This window comes from Enterobacter sp. HK169 (assembly GCF_001719105.1).
GTDB classification, from domain to species: Bacteria; Pseudomonadota; Gammaproteobacteria; order Enterobacterales; family Enterobacteriaceae; genus Enterobacter; species Enterobacter asburiae_B.
This window is the reverse complement of record NZ_CP017087.1, coordinates 1,856,909-1,873,947: the sequence shown is the minus strand read 5'-3', so window position 1 is coordinate 1,873,947 and position 17,039 is coordinate 1,856,909. Positions and strand designations below refer to the sequence as shown.

The following is a 17,039-nucleotide window of genomic DNA, read 5'->3' as shown; positions in this document are numbered from 1 at the left end:
AAAATAGCCAAGCGTCAAAATTTATTTAAAGTAATAATCTTACCCAATAAATAATCGCATTCTGTTTCCTTGCAACTGGCAAAAATATGTCGCAGCGAGCGCATATTTAAATCAGAGACGTTGTTATATAACCTGCGTATCCTCCTTTAATTTTTACCAATACTATCTCATCGCTTATGATGGCTGCTGGCGTTCCAGCAGCCATGCATCTAGCTCTGACTCAAGCCAGCCGACGGACTGCATACCCAGCCTGCGCTGTTTCGGGAAGGTCGGGTCGTAACGCGGTGACTTCGGGTTAATCCAGTCATAGATGGTTGAGCGGGCGATGCCAGTTTTGTTAACAACGGCGCGTATGCGCAGTATCCTGATACCTTGTACAGACATATCTGTTAATTCCCCCTGTTCTTTCGATATGGACGCAATTGTATGGTGCCGGAACAGGTAATGGCACCCGCCTGGTGGCTGTAGCAAAAAAGGCATTTTATAACAACGAGATAGGGTTTTTTTTAGGGTTTTTTTCCATTTTTTGTTGGTGACAGAATGTTTTTTTTTCGAAAATGGTGTCGGAAGCGTCTGGCTAAGGGCAAGAATGAGTCGTTCCAGGTGTCAGGCAAGGAAATTTACTGGAGTATAGAAATTGTCATTCAAAAAGAGGGACTTCATGGCTGATTTAGACAGGGATTTTACCCCTGATGAGTTACTCATCGTATTTCGTAAAAAGAGGAAAGCGTTACGTTTTCATCTCGGGGTCAGACAGAAACATATCGCCAGGCAATGGCTGAATAAAGATACTGAAATTGTTATCGTGCTACAAACAGGGAGACAAACGAAGGATGAAGATTTAGCGCGGCGACTTGCTGATGAGCACGGAGAGAAAAAATGGCGGCGTTATCTGAAAATTTTCAGTCTTTCAGAATGGATGATAAAGGGGATCAGGAACGATATGTCTAAGGCTGAACAATACTGGGAGCAGGGAACATCGGCTCTCGAATCTGATCCAGATCATGCGGTGCAATTAATGCTGAGGGCTATCGCGTTGTTGGATCGCGGTCTGAAACGCAGTGAATCCGCAGCAGGTAAAAGAATCAAGGAACGGCATAAACTCAATTCTGCTTATGGCGGAAAGGTCAAAGCGACACGTTTTGATGGCGTTAAAGACGAAGTGATAAAACACCTGGAAGCGCAACCTGAGGGCTGGGAAACTAAAACCGATGCCATCAACGCAATTATTAAAGCGTTAAGGCCCTATATTGAGGAGCATGGATGGCCTTCCGCACAGGATAAAAACGACTCACGGGACGCGGCAATGGTGGAGGCAAGCCAGAGCAAGTTGTTGGCTGAATGGTCAGTCAAAGACAAAAGAGTGAAGGCGGCGTTCGCGAAGGCAGTACAAAAACGTATCGGGGTGTCGCAAAATCGATAGTCCGGTACCTTGAGAGCGCTACGTGATTCAATGTGACTGCCTTTTCTCAGATGTGGCTGTGCAGAAGAGCATAGAGCTGATAATAAGACGATACGAGCTCCCCTGAACATCATCATCTTTTTAGCGATACTGACAGGGTTGATAGCGATACAACTTTTTAATGAGTAATCTGTCGGGAGTACCTTGCACTTTTTAATGGTATGCCGGATCACACTGTCCAATCTGGCAATGGTATTCGTCGTGTAAAACCGCCTCTGCCGCTGGTACCCCAGATCATGGGTTAATGCTTTGTAGTCCTTCTAAGATACGAGCCGCAGGCTATTACGCACCATGTGAATGATACAGAACTTAATCCGCTCTCCGGATAAACTGCATTAATGGCGTCAGAGATGCTCTTCAGCTCATCAACGTAGGTGATGAGGATATCTTAACTTCGGCACAACTCAGCTCATAGCTTAATTAGTTGATAAAAATCAGCGTGGGGCCCCTCGCTATATCTGCTCATAGATCAGGTTTGACTTGACGCAGCTATTACACAAAACTAAACCAGCTACTCTTAAAATCCGAGAATGTACAGTCTCTAACGGCTTTCCAATAGTTACCGAAATTCTCAACGACTAGGTAAATGTCATCATACAGCGGTCAGTTCTGCATCCGAAGTATATTTGCTCGTATGTTAACCTAGCATTAGTACAACATCATTCTTAGGCGAATGGCCCAGCAGGCTTTTTACTCCTTAAAAATTCACTTCTGGTTAAGTAAATCATTCAATGATTTTTGTCATTTAAATCAATTGGTTAATTTTAATTGCGATTTGCTTTTAACCCTAGCGATTTAGACGTATTATTTTGAGATTAATCCACTTGCCATGAATTCCCTACCACATTTCAAATGTGAATGGAGAATGATTTTAAGGTTATATATCATGGAGTTATTGAGGTTTTTGGCGGCGATTTTAGTAATTTACTTGTTGTTTTTTAGAAAGAAAAAACGTAAATCTCCAAAGTCTTATGCTTCAAGCCCCGTGAAGGCACCGCCAAAAGAATGGCTCGCTGACATCAAGAAAAAAGAGGCGGTTGTGCGAAACGATGATAGTGAAGACGATAACCTTGCAACTTTTACATTGAGCGGTGGCCGGGGTGTTGAACTTCGGGTGACAACCAATCATTACCGGAACACCTCAAAGTCAGCAGGTGCACTAGCTCAATGGGTACTTCCGGGTGAGATGATAACTGTAGCTGGTGTAGCAATTAGCGGTGGCCACATATACTTGGGGCAACGTATGAAGCCCTCCGGTCAGGAATCAGGCGGCTATTATGACGATGGAAATGAGGCATCATTAATTGATGACACATGTAAGATAAAACCTACTTCTTATCTTTACGAGGACAGTTCATTAGGATACTGGCCCAGGTTTTCCTCTCTTTCCCCAGAAGCACGCGGTGCGTATGTCAGTTGGCTCGCCAGCGATAGGTCTGATCCATCGTGTCCTATCGGCTATGTTTTTATCTACCTCTACGGCCTGGAAAGAAAAGCGCTCATAGATTCCATTGACCCAAAATTCCCTGATGCTGAGTTCCGTAATCTGTTCAAAGAAGTCGCTCGGTTAAGAGCCGTATTCATTGAGAACCGCTCATTCCGTGGATATTCGGCCCAGTTACTCGAAGCCATGTCTATTCTGCGCCCGAACATGGGCTTAGCCACTGAGCTCGATAGCAATTCAGGTTTCAGCAACAGCATGCAATTTAAGCTGGCTCTGGCAAAAACTGTACATGAAGGAGTTCCTGTATCAGCTGAACTGGCGTTGAACTGGGTAATAAACCACACCGAGTATTCGCTGCGTACCCCGGCTCGCCGCTGTGCTAAAGAGTTTGCTGCGCTTTTCAAACGGCGTTACACCCTCAAATATGGTGAAGGAATGGTCGTTAAGGCGAATAAAACGCGCCTAAGGTTAGATTACACACCAGCAAGTCCTAGTTTGCGAGGTGTTCGACTCCCTGTTCCCGACCTGCCTGATCCAAGTGCGTTGAAGAGCCCTGTCCAGAAAATTATGGCTCTTGCCGAAATATGTACGGATGAACTTGATGCTTATAGTCGCTACCTTGGTAGGAAAGGTAAGTCAGTCAATGATACGGCTGCAATTATGTTGCTCCCTTCAGAGATCGTTAATGAAAGCGCAGAAAAAATATTAAGCTCATTCAAACGCTGGGCTGATGAGGCGATCCTCGTCAAGGAGGGGTTAGTCTCAGTTGCTGACTTTTGGGCACATATGAATGCCAGTTGCCCCAATAAGATCAATAAAAAAGAGGCCGATTTGATGCAGGCCTTTGCTCTGAAGATGGGTTACGGTCTGGCACCTGACCCGTATTATCACCATGTGAAGGCGGATGTTGATGGGACACTTGTTCTATTCCCTGCCGCCGAAGGTGGACGCTTCTCACCTTCTTCTGAATTTATCTCAGCAGTAATGACGCTCAGATTAGGGGCGATGGTCGCCTTGATTGACGATTCTCTTGATCAAGCTGAACAGAAAGTGCTTGAGAATGCCATCAACAACAATACTGGCTTCACCGATGATGAAAAACGCTCTCTACATGCGTATTTAACGTGGCAACTTCATACCCCAGCCAATATGACAGGAATGAAAAGCAGGATTGAGTTGATGGGGGCCGCGGAAAAAGCTGCTGTGGGTAAAGTTATCGTTAGTGTTGCCTGTTCGGATAGGACAATAGCGCCTGCCGAAATCAAACAGCTTGAGAAGATTTATTCAAGTTTGGGGCTGGATCCCTCATCTGTCTCGAGCAATATCCATCAGCATTCCGCAACTGAACATGATCTCGTCTCGTCTATACCAACTGATCAGCCAGCAGTAGGGTTCACACTGGATGCTAATGTACTTGCCCGCCACGAATCTGCCACGGATGATGTTCGTAAATTGCTGAACACAATTTTCACCGAAGAAGAACCGGAAGAGCCAGAAAGCGCTCCAGCCTCATTAACGGAGGCGGGGGGGCTAGACTCCGCACATAGCCAGCTTTATCGCAGTTTGCTGGAGAAAGAACAGTGGTCCCGGAAAGAGGCGACAGAATTGTGCGGAAATTTGAATTTGATGCTCGGCGGTGCGCTTGAGGTGATTAATGACTGGTCCTATGCGGAGGTTGATGCTCCGGTACTGGACGATGCCGATGATGATATCTGGGTTGACCTGGAAATTGCCAAAGAATTAGAGGGATAGTGAATGTCTGTAACACGTATAAGAGTGAAAGAACGCGACGCTATTATTCAGTCACTTAAGTCAGGTGTAACGCCAAGGATAGGCATTCAGCATATCCAGGTTGGCCGCGTGAATGAGATCACCGCTCTCCACCAGGATATTGAGAGGATTGCTGACGGTGGTGCAAGCTTCAGACTTATCATCGGTGAATATGGTTCTGGTAAAACGTTCTTTCTGAGTGTTGTGCGCTCTATTGCGCTAGAGAAGAAGCTGGTGTCAATCAGTGCAGACCTTTCTCCTGACAGGCGCATTCACTCATCGGGAGGTCAGGCTCGTAATCTCTATTCTGAGCTTATGAAAAACATGTCCACCAGAAACAAGCCGGATGGTAATGCGTTACTTAGCGTTGTTGAAAGATTCGTTACGGAGGCAAGGAAGGAAGCTGACACGAACGGCTCCGAGGTTTCATCAGTTATTCATAAACGCCTGGCAGCACTATCAGATATGGTCGGCGGATATGACTTTGCGAAGGTCATTGATGCATTCTGGCGCGGGCATGAGCAGGATAACGAAACACTAAAATCCAATGCTATTCGCTGGTTGCGGGGAGAGTACACCACTAAAACTGATGCCCGTAACGATCTCGACGTTCGGACTATTATCTCAGACGCTTCATTCTATGACTCTTTGAAGCTGATGAGCCTTTTTGTCCGCCAGGCAGGCTATGCCGGTCTTTTGGTCAGCCTCGACGAAATGGTGAACCTCTTTAAACTGAATAATACGCAAGCAAGAACAGCGAACTACGAACAGATTTTGCGGATCCTGAATGACTGCCTGCAAGGCTCAGCCGAGAATATTGGTTTTATCCTCGGGGGGACGCCAGAGTTCCTTTTCGATCCTCGCAAAGGTCTTTACAGCTATGAGGCGCTCCAATCACGTCTGGCGGAAAATCGGTTCGCGCAAAAAGCAGGAGTGATTGACTACTCGTCTCCCACTTTGCATCTTGCCAGCCTCACCCCTGAGGAACTGTATATTTTACTGAGAAATCTTCTTCATGTTTATGCAGGCGGAGATCCAGAGAATTATCTGGTTCCAGATGAGGCACTGACTGGATTTCTGCATCACTGTAGTAAAACCATTGGAGACGCTTACTTCCGTACCCCCCGTAATACCATAAAAGGTTTCCTGGACATGCTGGCCGTGCTGGAACAAAACAGAACGATGAACTGGCAAACACTAATCGAGGGTGTGGCGATTGAAGAGGACAGGCCCAGCGAAATGGATGACGCCATTATAGAGGAAAGCGATGACGACGACGGACTGGCTAACTTCAAATTATGAGCAGTGCCTATGATAGTCTCGATCCCCGCGTCCGCAAGTGGGTTTACAAGCAGGGGTGGTCTACATTAAGGCCCTTGCAGGAGAGTTCTATCCCGGCAATTTTAGCCCGTGATCGAGACGTGCTAATCAGTGCAGGCACAGCAGCGGGTAAAACAGAGGCTTTCTTTCTTCCTGCCTGTTCGGCAGTTGCAGATCTCACTAATGGATTTGGCATCGTCTATATCAGTCCGTTGAAGGCATTGATTAACGATCAGTACCGTCGTCTTGAGAGCCTTGGAGATGCATTGGAAATGCCAGTGACTCCTTGGCACGGGGATGTACCACAAAGCAAAAAGAAGAAGGCTCGGACAAACCCTGCTGGCATTTTACTGATTACACCTGAGTCACTTGAGTCTTTGCTCATAAATTCAATGGGCTGGCTCAAACAGGCGTTTTCGTCAGTCGCATACATCGTTATTGATGAGTTTCATGCTTTCATTGGCTCAGAGCGTGGTGTACAGCTGCTTTCTCTGCTTAATAGAATTGACCATGTGCTAGGACGCCAGTTAAATCCAGTTCCCCGTATCGCGTTGAGTGCCACGCTGGGAGAGCTGGAAAAAGTGCCAGAACTATTGCGCCCGGATAAGAGATTACCTTGTGAAACGGTAACAGACAGTAATAGCACAGCCACACTACAGGTTCAGGTTAAAGGTTATCTTGAGCGGGTGCCCGAAAAAGGAGAAGAGCTCCAGAGCTCTGCCGAACAGCTCGTCTGCGCGGATATTTTCAGGCTCTGCCGTGGCAATTCCCACTTGGTCTTTGCTAACAGTCGAAAGCGTACTGAAAGCATAGCGGCAACACTGAGCGACATGTGTGAGGCAAATGTCGTTCCTAACGAATTCTTTCCTCATCATGGTTCCCTGGCCAGGGAGTTACGTGAGACGCTTGAAGCCCGACTGCAGAAAGGGAATTTGCCCACAACCGCTGTTTGTACAATGACGCTAGAGCTGGGTATTGATATTGGTAAGGTGCAGTCGGTCATACAAGTTACACCTCCGCATTCTGTTTCCAGTCTGCGTCAGCGTATGGGACGTTCTGGGCGACGCGACTCCCCATCAGTTCTAAGAATGCTAATTACAGAAAATGAGCTCACTGTGACTAGCAGTATCGTTGACCACCTACGGCTGCATTTGGTCCAGTCGATGGCAATGATCAGATTGATGATCTCTAAACAATGGTTTGAGCCTGCCGATTCCCAGCAGATGCATTACTCCACGCTGCTACACCAGATTCTTGCTATTACCGCGCAATGGGGCGGAGTTCGTGCCGATCAACTCTGGTCACAGCTATGTCAAACAGGCCCATTCCGTAATGTGGATATAGGCGATTTCAAAAGCCTGCTTAAACATATGGGGGCATGTGGCCTGCTCACTCAACTCGCTAGTGGAGAAATGGTTGTTGGGGCTGAGGGAGAGAAACTGACTAACCATTATACGTTTTATGCCGTGTTCAACACACCAGAAGAGTTCCGCATTGTCACCGGAAACAGAACCCTTGGAACAGTGCCTGTGGACTCCCCACTGCTACCAGATCAACACATCATCTTCGGTGGGCGGCGCTGGAGAGTGACAGAGATCGAGACAGAGAAAAAAGTTATCTATGTAGAGGCGACCAAAGGCGGTCAGCCACCACAATTTAGTGGGGGGGGAATGTCTGTTCATGATGCCGTTCGTCAGGAAATGCTCGCTATCTATAGGGAAGGTGATTACCGCATAGCAATTGGTAGCAAGAGAGTAGATTATGCCGATTCTGCCGCCAGAAGCCTATTTGCGGAAGGCAGTCGTAACTTCCAGAGTTATAACCTGCAAAATGAGTATTTTCTTACGAGCGGCCAATACTGTTACATCCTCCCATGGATGGGAGATAAGGTTGTCAATACGATTACAGCCTTGCTCATACGTTGTGGCTTTAAAGCTAATTCATTGGCTGGAGTTATAGAAATTGACGGCTCAAGTATCACTTCTGTTCAACAGGCCCTTAAAGGCCTGCTGCTGTCAGGCTTGCCCTCAGCGTTTGATCTTGCTGTAAATGTTCCAGAAAAGTACTTAGATAAATATGATGAATATTTACCAGAGTTTCTGCTTGCGAAAGGATTTGGGGAAAAAGCGTATGACATTGAAGGCGCGTGTACCTGGCTGAAAGAACATCTTCAGTAAACTGGTTACATAAAAAGGGGGAGATGTTCCCCTTAAGCTTTAGGCCGATTGATGATATCAATTTTTGCTCTTGGCTCGGATCTGCCAGAAATCGAGGTCATAAGGTCTGCTTTGAGCGAACAGCGGAAGTTCGTAATTTATTCCACATCTGTTGACGCGTGTTAATAAACAGGGAGCAGGTCAACCAAGCTTTTCTACCCACCTATTAAAGATTCGGTTGTATTTTCGAGTTGATATTTACTGATTAGTTCTGGCCCGAGACCGGAACAAGAAGTCTTTACTGTGCAAATTGCCAAGCTTTATCAATGCAGCAACTATTTCTCTTGTTCCTTTGGTGGTCTCAAATTGCGCAGGACTACAGGTTTTCTGTTGCAATACCGTTGCTCTGCTTGAAACCAAGCTACCATCTGCCACATCAGATACTTTGCGTTTGACCAGATCAGAATCTCGAAGCTTACTGTCCAAGGTCATATTGAACAGAGCTAGATCGCGCCTTTTACCTTCCAATTCAAGCCGGATTCGGACCCTCCAGATATGAGATATCTGAACTGGTCTTTTTTGGCCTACGATACTGCCTATGTTCCACGATGAAGTGTTCATACTCAAATCTACTGTAATATGGGAGATTCGAGTATGATTGTCCCTTATGAGCGAGAGGTGGACGTACAGAACGAATTACATTACATATGAATTAAACATTTCTTCCCGGGGAACGTCGATTGTCGTTTGGGATAGCTAGGCTTTAGCCTGCTGGTAATCGTCAGTTCAGCCAGAAGAAAGAGTGTTCCGACAATGTATCCTGCACCTTTTTTATCATTATGATGAAGGCCTTCACCAAGTCACATTCTCAGGTGCCATTTCTGCATAAAGACTAAAACTGGCCATTCAAACAATCATCATTGTTGAATCAAAGTTAAACCCATACTAATTTCATGGCATTTCATTTTTATCATGTCCTATCCGTTTTGCTCTCCTTTGTGTCTTTTTTACATGTCAATTTTGATTATGATGACTTAACACTGAAGTATCCATCAGTAACCCTTCTGAAGAAGGTTAGGTATATTTCCGTAGATAAATCAATCAACTATCACTTTCTAAAGGAAAACACATGAAACGTCCAAATTGGTTCCAGGTATCTGCAGAAGGTTCAAAAGCACTGGGAACGCTGCATCATTTTGCCACAACAGGAACAAATCTCCCGGAAGAGTTAATACATTTGGTTTTTTTAAGAGTATCTCAGATTAATGGCTGCGCGCATTGTATTGATATTCACACCCGCGATCTTATGAAGTGTGGCATGTCAGTAGAGAAAATAGTTCTGATTCCCGTATGGGAGGAAGCTACATATTTATTCTCGGATCTGGAGCAAGCGGCACTGGCATGGGCTGAAGAAGTTACCCGAGTAAGTGAGACACATGCCTCGGATGAAGCGTATTCTGCAGCGCTTTCAGTATTTGGTGAAAAAGATTTGGTCGATCTGACCATCGTTATTGCAACAATGAATGCACTTAATCGTATGGGCGTCAGCTTTCGAATGAAGCCGCTGGCCAAGGCATAAATTACCATTCGTTTTCTTCTCGCGATTGGTTACTCATTTCCTCCAAAGTAAAAACCGCCGCAAGGCGGTTTTTACTTTTTTAACAGCTAGCGATGAATATAATCGATCTTAATATTCTTTTAAGCATGTATAATATTAGGTTAAAAATACACTATGAATACTATTTGTGGGTGATTATTACAACATATGTAAGCTAATAATAAAAAATAAAGCCGCCAACAAGAAGTGTTGTTGGCGGACATTTATTAATGTAATTCAGCACGATCCAGACCGTAAGCGCTATCCATCGATCCTGGTGACATCTGTGATAAAATCTGGAGACGATTCCAGGCGTTGATTACAGCAATGGTGAAAGTTAACTCTGATACTTCCACTTCAGAGAAATGTTCGCGTAATTCGCTGTAAAGCGCTTCGCTTACACCATTATCACCAATGCGTGTCAACGCTTCAGTCAGTGCCAGAGCAGCTTTCTCTTTGGCGCTGAACAGTGGCGATTCCCGCCAGATTGCAACGTGATAAAGACGCAGTTCACGCTCCCCATGCATTTTTGCTTCTTTAACGTGCATATCCAGACAAAACGCACAATGATTCATCTGTGAGGCACGGATATCCACTAAGTGCTTAAGTTTTTTATCCAGCGAGACTTTTCCTAATGCCATAGAGGCATCGGCTAGTGTTTTAGCCAGTGCGGGAATGGTTTTAAAATGATTCACACGTGACGACATATTGTAATCCTCTTTTTAAAATAAACGATCAATGGTTTGCAGTGCATGAGGTAACGCTGTAGTACGAGCGACGGGATCATGCGTACCGTCTAGCCGAATAAATTGCACGTCGGTAATGCCAATATATTCAAGCGCTACGCGAATGTATGGCGTAAACTGGTCATCCGCTACAAATGGACCGTGTGCAAATACGCTGCCGCTGGCGACAACGCAATACACCTTTTTGCCGCTGACGAGCCCTATTTTTTTGCCCTCTGGCGTAAAGGCGAAAGTTCGTCCGGCGCGGGTTATATGATCGAACCAGGCCTTTAACACAGAAGGCAGGCCGAGGTTCCACATCGGTGATGAGATAACCAGCGTGTCACAATCTAAAAGCTGATCTACCAGTTGTTCCGAAGTCTGAATAGCGGTGAGCTGAGCTTCACTGCGTAGGTCTGGTGGGGTAAAAAAACCAGCAATGGTAAATGCATCAAGATGTGGTAGCGGCCTTTTAGCCAGGTCCAGCACTGATTCTTGAAGCCCGGCATGATGCGCGCGTAATTTTTCTACCAGGCGCTCAGACGCCACACGGGATGTCGATCCTGATAAATCCGGGCTGACTTTAATGTGAAGCAGTTTCATCATTTTTTCCTCAAGTGAGATCGCGATAATAATGCAGGCCGAGGGCGGTATATCCGACACGCTGATAAAATGCCTGGGCTCCTGAATTACTAATGGCGGTATCAAGGACCATCTGACCACAACCGTATTCACGTGCGATGACCGCTAAGTGATTCAACAGCGTTGCACCCATCCCCTGACCGCGAGCCTCGTTCACTGTTACCAGATCGTCGACGTAACAGAATTGCCCGTGAATGAAATTTTCGAGCAGTCGATAACCGGCCAGCGCCATTGTTTTGCCATCCTGCTCCAGTCCTGCAAGCCGATAGCCTTGCGCCTGCTGGCGCTGTACCTGGGCGATAAATTGTTTCTCATTCGTTAGTTTGCTGCGTAGCTCCTGCATCAGCGCAAAGCAACGGGCAAGGTCAATGACGGTGTTGTAATGTACAATCTTCATGACGCCTCATAGTGAGTGGCTTAGTTAATAGCCATATCTTAATCTTGTATGTCTTGTTAAAAAGGGTCATTATTCGAATTAATTGATAGGACATTTAAAGGTGCATTTGATGGGGTACAAAGAGATTTATGCCCGCTATCGTCAGCAAATTCAGGACGGCCTTTTGAAACCGGGGGAGCGCGTTCCCTCAATTCGTTCGCTGGCGAGCGAGTTGCAGGTCGCGCGAAAAACGGTGGAAACCGCGTATGAAATTCTTACTGGAGAAGGCTATTTCGTAAGTCTGGGGGCGAAGGGGACCTATATAAATCCGGAGCTCCGGCTGACCTCAACGGTCAGAGAAGACAATTATGTATCGTCTCGTTCACTTGACACGCCGGTTACTGAAAGGAAGGGTGATCTCCGACTCGGCATTCCTGCACTGGATGAATTCCCCCATAAAAAATGGCTGTTGATATCGGGAAAAGCGGCGCGAAGTCTGCGTCCGGAAGAAATGCTCATGCCCCCGGTAGTGGGCTTTAAGCCACTACGTGAGGCCATTGCAAGTTATCTCACTATTTCAAGAGGACTGAATTGCCGACCAGAGCAAATCTTCGTTACCAGCGGCTATCGTGCCAATTTACGGTTTATTCTGTCGGTACTTGCACAACCTGATGATAAAGTGCTGTTTGAAGATCCTGGCTACTTTTATGGTCAGCAATTATTGAAGCGAATGGCATCCAAACTGCACTATATACCTGTTGATAGACAGGGCATGGATGTTGATTATCTTCAGCGCTATCACAACGATGCACGCTTCGCTATCGTTACACCCACTCATCAAAGTCCGCTCGCAGTTAGCCTTTCATTACCGCGTAAGCATCAGTTACTGTCCTGGGCACAGCAAAACAATAGCTGGATAATTGAAGATGATTACGACGGAGAGTTTCACTACACACGCAAAGTAATCCCGGCGTTGAAAAGCCTCGATACGCATGACCGGGTTATTTATACCGGTACATTTAGTAAAACGATAATGCCAGCTATGCGTATCGGATATATGGTAGTGCCACAGGAGACGGTAGCCCGTTTCAGTGAACTGGGTGAAATCCTTGAAACGGGTCTGCCATTACTACCGCAAAAAATCCTTGCACAGTTCCTTAGTGAAGGGCACTTCTACCGGCATATAAAAAAGATGCGTTTACTCTACCAGCAGCGGCGTCGCATGATGCTTGACGCAATTGAAACGACCTTTCCAGGTTTTTTTGAATTTGAGCTTACAGATGGCGGTATGCATATTGTTGCCTTCCTGCAACGTGGCATTGAAGATACTGCATTAGCTGCATTATGGACACAGCACGAGCTTTACGTCCGGCCACTCTCGAGCTGGTATGCGCAGACACGAAAACGTTATGGATTAGTCATTGGATACACCAATATTCGTTCAACCGAGGAGGCGCAGAAAATTTTGCAGCGTGTTAAGGAAAAAACACTGGCACTTATGCAGCATTAAGTATTTTGATAGCCAGGCGTGAAGAATAACCTATTATTTACCAGTATTGTGGACTGAAAAAATTTAGTCGATCACTCTCTGTAAATGAGGGCCGACTAAATATGATCGTGATCGCTCATGCGTTTTTGTAACATGAAGTTAGCTTGGTGTCAGTGCCCTTTATTTCCAACAGGAAATTATGTATAGATAACTGGAACGCCGTTTCTAAGCCAGACATTAAAAAATAGAGCGTTTTTTGAGTATATCTGGAATATTAGCGGATTTTAATTTCAGGAACGGCTGACATCCCGACGCGCAATAATTTTGCATCGGGTTGATTACCATCCAGCACTATTTTCACCGGTAAACGCTGGACGACTTTAGTAAAGTTACCCGTTGCATTGTCTGGCTGGATGGCTGAAAACGTTGCGCCGGTTGCAGGAGCGATACTATCGACATGTCCAGTAAACTTTTTGCCAGGCATGGCATCAATTTTAATTAAGACCTTCTGCCCCTGCTGAACATTTGCCAACTGTGTTTCAAGATAATTGGCAGTGATGTAAGTTTGATGTAGCGGAACCACGGCCAGCAGACGTGTCCCTGCGTTAACGTACGCTCCGAGGCGCACCGAACGCTGGCCTACCATCCCATCGACTGGTGCAACAATATGCGTATAAGAAAGGTTAAGCCTCGCCTGACTGACTTTTGCCTGCGCGACTGCAACATCGGCTTCCGCCTGACGTAATGCAGCCCTCAACACGCCTACCTGTTTCTCTGCTGAGGTCAGAGCAGCTTCGTTCTGACGAACGACTGCGGATGCAGAACGCTGTGTTGAATGGGCTTTTTGTTGATCGTCCGCAGCGACGGTACCTCTTTGATAAAGCTTATTAAAACGTTCAGCATTCTGACTGGCATACTGCGCCGATGCCTGACTGGCTAAAAGGGTCGCTTTTGTCTGAGCAATAATGGATTGTTGCTGCTCCAGTTGTGCAAGGCTGCTCAGGCGTTTTGCATCACTAAGCTGCAAATTAGCTTGCGCCATTTCAAGCGCTATTTTGTAGTCACGGTCATCCAGCGTGGCCAGTGTTTGCCCTGCTTTAACACGTTGGTTATCCGCAACATAGATATTTTTGATATAACCCGATACTTTTGGTGCTACCAGTGTGTAATCCGCATTCACATAGGCATCATTGGTACGGGTATCATTGTTCAGCATTGTCGACCAGACGAAAAATATCATCGTCATCATCAGGATTAATAATGCGCTGAGCAGAGTCGTTCTTCTCGATACCGAAAATTTCATTTAACCACCTCTATTTTGTCATTGCAGGTTGAAAAGTGTCTGGGGCGGCCAGACACGTTTTGGCAACCAGACAGTGAGTAATAACAGAAGGACGGCAAAGCCAGTCATCAGCAGATAGCTATCGGCCAGACTCAGAACAATTGCCTGATGTTTTAATAAGGTGATAAATCCAGCGATGTTCTCGGTGTTGCTGATGCTGCCGTCGTGTAATAAAGGAATGCTGCTGCTGGCCTGCTCGCTGACCGGTGTCGATATCAACCATGGGCGGTTGGCTACGTTATTGACCAGAACATTAGAATGAAATTGCTCTCTGTCATTTATAAACCATTCCACTAAAACGCCAGCTGCGATGCTTGAAAAACCCCGTACGGTATTGAACATAGCAGAGGCATAATGTCCTTCAGGGGGAGCCACAACGCTGGTTGCGCTCATAAGCAACGGTAAAATAATTGACGGTAATCCAATCGCCTGCAGAAGCTGTATTGCCCAGAAATTCTGGCGTGACCAATCGCTGGTTATCTGCATACCCATCAGGCTGGCAGAAATCATCAGAACAATCCCGAAAGCTATCAGCCAGCGACAATCAACCCAGCGCAGACTAAGCAATGCGGCAACAAGCGGGGTGATAATTAACTGCGGGAGCCCAATTATCAAAGCCAGCGGGGCAAACTGCACTGTTCGAAAGCCCTCTACTTTACCAAAGAAATTGGACGGCAAAGCAGAGCCAGCCAGTGCCAGTACCAACACTACAGCGAGCGCCATCAGGCCATATGAAAAGTTACTTCTCTCCAGCATCTGTAATTTGAACAAAGGGAGGGGATGAAACCATTCATTAATCAGGAAAATCGTCAGGCACACGAAGGCGCTGGATAACAGGCCATTAAATAAGGGCGATTCAAACCAGTCCAGACGTCCACCCTGAGTGATGGCGATTATCAAAAACGCCATTCCAGAACAGCCGGTAATCATACCGAACAGGTCGATCTGTTTAAATCGGTCGAGGTGAATCGGGTCCTGCGGCAAACCCCAGCCAATAAAGAGCATCGAAATCAAAATGGCGGGGACCACTTGCCAGAACATGAACATCCAGCTCACATCATCTGTCCAGAATGCCGCCAGTGAAGGGGCCACATTTGGACCAAAAGTCGCAGTCAGAGCATAAGCGCCAAGTCCATAAAGTTTTATCGATGGTGGCAGAAAACGTAGCGCCACAGTCATGAGTAAGGGAGGTAGGGCACCGCTAAACAGGCCCTGTATCGTTCGCAAGAGAATAAACAGCGGCGCATTCGGGAGCAAGGGTAAAAGTATGCCGCAAACCATAAAACCGCCAGCGCAAGTAAGCACGAATTTACGCAGCGAAAAAGTCACAGCAAACCATGGTGCGATCATCATCGCCACTACTTCTGCGGCCTGGTAGGCAGAGGTGAACCAACTGGCTTGATCATAAGTCACGCCAATTCCGGCACGCACATCCGCAAGCGCTATATCTATAACCCGACCATTAAGTCCGGAAGTTAAGGCTGCGATGAGTATCCCCACAAATCCCATTGCAAGGCGCCAGGTAAAGGGGGGCGAAGGTGGAGTAGAACGCTGTGCATTCATACAAAGTTCTCATGCATTATATCGATACGATGTACCACATTATGATACACATGTGACATCTTACATTGCGATAGCGTCCATTGCAATGTGATAATTAATACATGAACTGAGGTAACAGGCTGTCCGTGACCGGACAATAAGGAGCTCTATATGGCCGTAAATGTTTCAAGCTTTGAGGATGAAAAAACCGGCGGGATTCAGGTTATCGCCCGCGCAGCTGCAATTTTGAATGTGCTGGGAAAACACCCTGGCGGCATGAGTCTGGGAGAAATTGCGCAGGAGGTTGCTCTCCCTCGTTCAACGGTGCAGCGTATTGTCGCGGCTTTAGATAGCGCTCAACTTGTGCGTAGCAGCGGGGCCGGTGGCCTGCGTCTGGGACCTGCACTACTCAAACTTATTTCCAGTGTGCACAGCGATGTCGTGGATCTTGTACGTCCCTTCCTAGAGCAACTTTCGGCCAATATTAATGAAACAGTGACCCTGGCACGTGCCAGCGGTACACAGCTGGCAATCATCCACTACGTCGTAGCAACACGGGAATTACGTGTTGTACCTCGTATTGGACTTAATTTGCCGCTCTACAGCACTTCCGGCGGACGTGTGTTACTGGCTATGGAAAGTGATGAAGATGTCCGCATACTGGTAGGCGAAGCCTATGAAGATCTCACCGGAATGACAGTTAAAACTCTTCCACAGCTTCTGGAGCTGATCGCTGATGTTCGTGCCAAAGGGCTGGCTATAGATCTGGGGGAAACTCTTGAGGGTGTCTGCACTATAGCGGTAGCGCTGGACACACTTTTTGGTCGTTTTTCTATCTCATTATTAGTTCCAGCGCCACGTTTCCATAAACATGAAACCTTTTATCGGCAAGAACTCATGCAATGCAAGGAGGCAATAGTTAATGAAATTGGAAGAATAATTTCGGTAGGAGAATAACTAACAACATCAATAATTGTTCTCAACGAAATTTGTTAGGCCGCTTGCACGATCCGGCCTGACCTGCCCCCAGCATTAGATACAACGATCAGTTAGTAATAAGAGTTGACCAGCTTCCCGTTGTTCAACACTAAGCACTGTTAGCTACTTCCGCTTTTGGCACTAAACGGGCTAAAGCAGACTGATTTGATGAGATAAGGGTATAGATGAATTCTCC

Annotated in this window: 13 protein-coding genes and 1 pseudogene; 7 read left to right on the top strand and 7 right to left on the bottom strand. The window is 46.4% G+C overall.

What is annotated here, in order from left to right; all coding sequences use genetic code 11:
- Nucleotides 1-174: 174 nt before the first annotated feature.
- Nucleotides 175-384, bottom strand: coding sequence for a helix-turn-helix transcriptional regulator (locus tag EnteroDNA1_RS08835; protein ID WP_032755279.1), 210 nt, complete (start codon nt 382-384; stop codon nt 175-177).
- 277 nt (nt 385-661) lie between these two features.
- Between EnteroDNA1_RS08835 and EnteroDNA1_RS08830 the strand changes: the two genes are divergently transcribed.
- The 4 genes from EnteroDNA1_RS08830 (at nt 662) to EnteroDNA1_RS08815 (ending at nt 8,173) form a co-directional block, all read left to right on the top strand.
- Entirely contained in the window at nt 662-1,423 is a 762-nt protein-coding gene (locus EnteroDNA1_RS08830) for a hypothetical protein (RefSeq protein ID WP_047058027.1), read from the top strand.
- A 925-nt stretch (nt 1,424-2,348) separates the two neighbouring features.
- Nucleotides 2,349-4,658, top strand: a complete 2,310-nt coding sequence (locus EnteroDNA1_RS08825; RefSeq protein WP_047058028.1) for a tellurite resistance TerB family protein — start codon at nt 2,349-2,351, stop codon at nt 4,656-4,658.
- Nucleotides 4,659-4,661: 3 nt separating this feature from the next.
- On the top strand, nt 4,662-5,978 hold the full coding sequence (locus EnteroDNA1_RS08820; RefSeq protein ID WP_047058012.1) for an ATP-binding protein: 1,317 nt from the start codon (nt 4,662-4,664) through the stop codon (nt 5,976-5,978).
- The gene (locus EnteroDNA1_RS08815) at nt 5,975-8,173 is read left to right on the top strand and encodes a DEAD/DEAH box helicase (RefSeq protein WP_069303198.1); all 2,199 of its coding nucleotides are present in this window, start codon (nt 5,975-5,977) and stop codon (nt 8,171-8,173) included. Before EnteroDNA1_RS08820 ends, EnteroDNA1_RS08815 begins: the two co-directional genes overlap by 4 nt.
- Nucleotides 8,174-8,413: 240 nt before the next feature.
- Here the strand turns inward: EnteroDNA1_RS08815 and EnteroDNA1_RS22560 are convergent.
- Nucleotides 8,414-8,773 (bottom strand): annotated as a pseudogene (locus tag EnteroDNA1_RS22560) (integrase); the annotation flags it as partial.
- Between the two features lie 508 nt (nt 8,774-9,281).
- Here EnteroDNA1_RS22560 and EnteroDNA1_RS08810 point away from each other — a divergent pair.
- The gene (locus EnteroDNA1_RS08810; protein ID WP_005131814.1) at nt 9,282-9,731 is read left to right on the top strand and encodes a carboxymuconolactone decarboxylase family protein; all 450 of its coding nucleotides are present in this window, start codon (nt 9,282-9,284) and stop codon (nt 9,729-9,731) included.
- A gap of 245 nt (nt 9,732-9,976) precedes the next feature.
- Here the strand turns inward: EnteroDNA1_RS08810 and EnteroDNA1_RS08805 are convergent, their stop codons facing one another.
- The 3 genes from EnteroDNA1_RS08805 to EnteroDNA1_RS08795 are packed head-to-tail and all read right to left on the bottom strand — an operon-like array spanning nt 9,977 to nt 11,513.
- On the bottom strand, nt 9,977-10,456 hold the full coding sequence (locus EnteroDNA1_RS08805; RefSeq protein ID WP_005131815.1) for a carboxymuconolactone decarboxylase family protein: 480 nt from the start codon (nt 10,454-10,456) through the stop codon (nt 9,977-9,979).
- A 15-nt stretch (nt 10,457-10,471) separates the two neighbouring features.
- Nucleotides 10,472-11,080 carry an FMN-dependent NADH-azoreductase gene (locus EnteroDNA1_RS08800; RefSeq protein ID WP_231926991.1) on the bottom strand — a complete coding sequence of 203 codons (609 nt, stop codon included), beginning with the start codon at nt 11,078-11,080 and terminating at the stop codon, nt 10,472-10,474.
- 7 nt (nt 11,081-11,087) lie between these two features.
- Entirely contained in the window at nt 11,088-11,513 is a 426-nt protein-coding gene (locus EnteroDNA1_RS08795) for a GNAT family N-acetyltransferase (RefSeq protein WP_069303196.1), read from the bottom strand.
- Between the two features lie 109 nt (nt 11,514-11,622).
- Between EnteroDNA1_RS08795 and pdxR the strand changes: the two genes are divergently transcribed.
- Complete coding sequence (gene pdxR / locus EnteroDNA1_RS08790; RefSeq protein WP_047058016.1) at nt 11,623-13,002, top strand: MocR-like pyridoxine biosynthesis transcription factor PdxR; 1,380 nt, start codon at nt 11,623-11,625, stop codon at nt 13,000-13,002.
- A gap of 253 nt (nt 13,003-13,255) precedes the next feature.
- Here pdxR and EnteroDNA1_RS08785 read toward each other — a convergent pair whose 3' ends face one another.
- On the bottom strand, nt 13,256-14,284 hold the full coding sequence (locus EnteroDNA1_RS08785) for an HlyD family secretion protein (protein ID WP_020688231.1): 1,029 nt from the start codon (nt 14,282-14,284) through the stop codon (nt 13,256-13,258).
- 18 nt (nt 14,285-14,302) lie between these two features.
- Nucleotides 14,303-15,886 (bottom strand): MFS transporter, encoded by a 1,584-nt coding sequence (locus EnteroDNA1_RS08780; protein ID WP_047058017.1) that lies wholly within the window; start codon nt 15,884-15,886, stop codon nt 14,303-14,305.
- A gap of 150 nt (nt 15,887-16,036) precedes the next feature.
- Here EnteroDNA1_RS08780 and EnteroDNA1_RS08775 point away from each other — a divergent pair, with 150 nt between their 5' ends.
- Nucleotides 16,037-16,822 carry an IclR family transcriptional regulator gene (locus EnteroDNA1_RS08775; protein ID WP_020688229.1) on the top strand — a complete coding sequence of 262 codons (786 nt, stop codon included), beginning with the start codon at nt 16,037-16,039 and terminating at the stop codon, nt 16,820-16,822.
- Nucleotides 16,823-17,039: the final 217 nt, after the last annotated feature.

Bases quoted from the DNA above. Each gene is read 5' to 3' on its own strand.
- EnteroDNA1_RS08775 (WP_020688229.1), top strand. From the start codon at position 16,037: ATGGCCGTAAATGTTTCAAGCTTTGAGGATGAAAAAACCGGCGGGATT.
- pdxR (WP_047058016.1), top strand. From the start codon at position 11,623: ATGGGGTACAAAGAGATTTATGCCCGCTATCGTCAGCAAATTCAGGAC.
- EnteroDNA1_RS08820 (WP_047058012.1), top strand. From the start codon at position 4,662: ATGTCTGTAACACGTATAAGAGTGAAAGAACGCGACGCTATTATTCAG.
- EnteroDNA1_RS08795 (WP_069303196.1), bottom strand. From the start codon at position 11,513: ATGAAGATTGTACATTACAACACCGTCATTGACCTTGCCCGTTGCTTT.
- EnteroDNA1_RS08825 (WP_047058028.1), top strand. From the start codon at position 2,349: ATGGAGTTATTGAGGTTTTTGGCGGCGATTTTAGTAATTTACTTGTTG.
- EnteroDNA1_RS08780 (WP_047058017.1), bottom strand. From the start codon at position 15,886: ATGAATGCACAGCGTTCTACTCCACCTTCGCCCCCCTTTACCTGGCGC.
- EnteroDNA1_RS08810 (WP_005131814.1), top strand. From the start codon at position 9,282: ATGAAACGTCCAAATTGGTTCCAGGTATCTGCAGAAGGTTCAAAAGCA.
- EnteroDNA1_RS08830 (WP_047058027.1), top strand. From the start codon at position 662: ATGGCTGATTTAGACAGGGATTTTACCCCTGATGAGTTACTCATCGTA.
- EnteroDNA1_RS08800 (WP_231926991.1), bottom strand. From the start codon at position 11,080: ATGATGAAACTGCTTCACATTAAAGTCAGCCCGGATTTATCAGGATCG.
- EnteroDNA1_RS08785 (WP_020688231.1), bottom strand. From the start codon at position 14,284: ATGAAATTTTCGGTATCGAGAAGAACGACTCTGCTCAGCGCATTATTA.
- EnteroDNA1_RS08805 (WP_005131815.1), bottom strand. From the start codon at position 10,456: ATGTCGTCACGTGTGAATCATTTTAAAACCATTCCCGCACTGGCTAAA.
- EnteroDNA1_RS08815 (WP_069303198.1), top strand. From the start codon at position 5,975: ATGAGCAGTGCCTATGATAGTCTCGATCCCCGCGTCCGCAAGTGGGTT.
- EnteroDNA1_RS08835 (WP_032755279.1), bottom strand. From the start codon at position 384: ATGTCTGTACAAGGTATCAGGATACTGCGCATACGCGCCGTTGTTAAC.